The organism is Methanospirillum sp., assembly GCF_028679455.1.
Classification (GTDB): domain Archaea; phylum Halobacteriota; class Methanomicrobia; order Methanomicrobiales; family Methanospirillaceae; genus Methanospirillum.
This window is the reverse complement of the sequence record NZ_JAJRBM010000334.1, coordinates 1-3240: the sequence shown is the minus strand read 5'-3', so window position 1 is coordinate 3240 and position 3240 is coordinate 1. Positions and strand designations below refer to the sequence as shown.

Here is a 3240-nt window from a genome sequence, read left to right as displayed (position 1 = left end):
GAGGCTATTACCTCCGCTTTTGAGAATAATCCTTGGATTCCAGGGAAGGATAATATCAGAACTTATGGGCAGGATACGATGTCAATGTCAACCTGTTCTCAGCATTCCTGAATAGTTACCATTTTTGAAGATATTACGGAACGGAAACGAACCGAACGAGCACTGGTAGAAAGTGAGGAAAAATATCGTACCTATATTGAAAATTCACCGGAAGGAATCTTTATCGTTGATTCATCGGGTAAATTTCTGGATGTAAACTCATCTGTCAGTTCCATGTTTGAATATTCGCATGAGGAACTTCTTTCCCACTCTATCTCGGATCTTCTCTATGATGAGTGCAGATCAAATACCATTACAGATTTCATTAGTTTACAGAATCAGGGTCCATTTCAATGTGAATCCATCATTTATAAGAAAAATGGAGAGAAATTACCAGTATTAATTAACGCCGTTCAACTACCTGATCACACAGTTTTATGTTTTTGTGCTGATATTTCAGATCGAAAACGGGAAGAGCAAGAACGTGAACGTCTTATCATTGAACTTGGGGCAAGTAACGAGCAATTAAGTGCTTCTTATGAAGAACTTACTGCTTCAGAAGAGGAACTCCGGCACCAGTATACCTCTTTAGTAACAACTGAAGAGCATCTCAGGCAGACTAAAGATTACCTGGACACGTTGATAGCCAATGCAAATGTTCCCATCATTGTCTGGGACTCATCATATAATATTGTCAGACTGAACCATGCTTTTGAACTCCTGATTGGACGAACATGGGATGAGGTTATCGAAACCTCTCTTGAGTCTCTCTTTCCCCCAAATCAGGCTGAACGGTCGATGCGATTGATTCAGACTACACAGGACGGTGTGAGATGGCAAACTGTAGAGATGGATGTCTTGCATCAGGATGGATCTCTACGAACGATTCTGTGGAACTCATCCACGTTGTACAATCCTGACGGTTTCACTCCGATTGCTACCATTGCCCAGGGTCAGGATGTTACCGTTGAGAGAAGACTTGAGCAGGAGAAAAATGCAGCAATTGCCCAGATTCAGCAGAATCTAGCTCAACTCGCAATTCTCAACGACGAAATAAGAAACCCTCTGACCATAATTTCTCTCTGTTCTGATAGCATCGATAACCACGAAATTACTGATCAGATTATTGACCAGATCCATCGAATTGACAATCTGGTTACCCAACTGGATCAACGGTGGATAGAATCAGAGAAAGTCCTGAACTTTATGCGGAAACATTATCTGATCCAACCCATTCAAGGATTTGAAAAAGATAATCGGCAAGATTCCGAAATTCGTGATCAAAAGGAATCTATTCTGATAAAATCTCAGATCAAGAAGACTGATGTTTTAGTTGAAGAAGTTCAGGCTCAACTGTATACCATTCTGGACAGTATCGATGCCCTGATATACGTTTCTGATATGGATACTCATGAGCTTCTTTTCATAAACCGTCAAGGTCGGTCTGTATATGGTTACGGCATCGGCCAGAAATGTCATCTTATAATTCATCAGAACCCGACCGGCCCCTGTTCGTTCTGTACGAACCATCTCCTAGTGGATAATAACGGTTCACGTGGAGTATTCCAGAGAGAATTTCAAAATCAATATACCGGAAGATGGTATGACTGTCGTGATCGGGCAATTCGATGGAGCGATGGGAGATTAGTCAGGCTCGAGATTGCAACCGATATTACGGATCGGAAGCAGGTAGAGGAGAAGATTGGATACATCACGCGTATGTATGCGATGTTCAGCCAGATTGATCAGGCAATTGTCCGGACCCGTGATTGTAATGAATTATTTTTAAAAATATGCCAGATCGCCATTGAATTTGGTAAGTTTCATATGGCCTGGGTAGGATTGTTTGATCCAGTTGAAGGCAGGATTAAACCTGTAGCCCATGCGGGACATGAGGACGGGTATCTGGATCAGATTCGGATTACCACCGGAGATACCCCCCTGGGAAGAGGCCCTACCGGAATAGCATTTTTGGAAGGAAAGATAATGACCTCATCAGATATTGCCACCGATCCATGTATGGCTCCCTGGAAAGATGAGGCACTTAAACGAGGATATCGATCATCGGCTGCTGTTCCAATAAAACAAAAAGGCAAATCAATTGGAGCGTTTATGCTTTATGCAACAGAACCTGAATTCTTCACCGAAGAGGAACGAGAGCTGCTTGAGCAGATTGGTGAGGATATATCCTTTGCACTTGATTCAATAGCGATAGAAACTGAACATCTGCAGACACTTGTAGCGTTAAAAAAGACTGAGGAGATGTGTGGAAATCTTCCATATTTGAAACAGACTGAAGAGGCGTTACGCCTCAGTGAGGGACACCTCAATACTCTGGTACAAACAATCCCCGATCTGGTATGGCTCAAAGATATTCATGGCGTTTTTTTATCCTGCAATACTATGTTTGAAAGGCTCTTTGGTGCAAAGGAGTCAGATATTATTGGAAAAACAGATTACGACTTTGTCAGTCAGGAACTTGCTGATTTTTTCCGCGAAAATGATAAGAAAGCTATGAACTCTGGAGAACCTTGGAGAAATGAAGAATGGGTTACCTTTGCAGATGATGGTCATCGTGCGTTACTCGACACTATCAAGACACCGATGTATGATAACCAGGGTACGCTTATCGGCGTGCTTGGTATTGGACGGGATATTACCGAACGCAAACAGATAGAGCGGGAATTGCTATCTGCTCAGGCAGATCTGAAAGAGGTACATCATCTTGCACATATCGGTACCTGGGACTGGATTTTTCAAACTGATACCACTACCTGGTCTGAAGAATTATACGATATCTCCGGCATCGACCCCTCAGTACCAGCACCTCCCTATGCAGAACAGCATAGATTCTATACTCCACGAAGTTGGCTTCAACTGAAAACAGCGATATCTCTCGCATTTTCAAGTGGAGAGTCTTACAATCTTGAACTTGAATTTATCCGTACGGATGGAATCACCATCTGGACACATATATATGGTGCTGTGAAACGTGATCCAAATGGGGAGATAATTGGGCTTCACGGCACCGTACAGGATATCAATGAACGCAAGAAGATGGAAGAAGCTCTACTTGAATCAAATAAAAAACTACGGTTACTTACAAGTCTCACCAGGCATGACATATTTAATCAACTATCTGCCGTAGATCTTCTTCATAATTTGGCCTTACAGTCATCGGAGATCGATAAAATTTTTGAT

The 3240-nt window shown here is 42.2% G+C and carries 1 protein-coding gene; it reads left to right on the top strand.

All coding sequences use genetic code 11. The annotated features are described in order from the left end of the window. Window positions 1-111 precede the first annotated feature (111 nt). On the top strand, window positions 112-3240 hold a 3129-nt coding region (locus tag LUQ50_RS11490; RefSeq protein ID WP_367279001.1), incomplete at its 3' end, for a PAS domain S-box protein.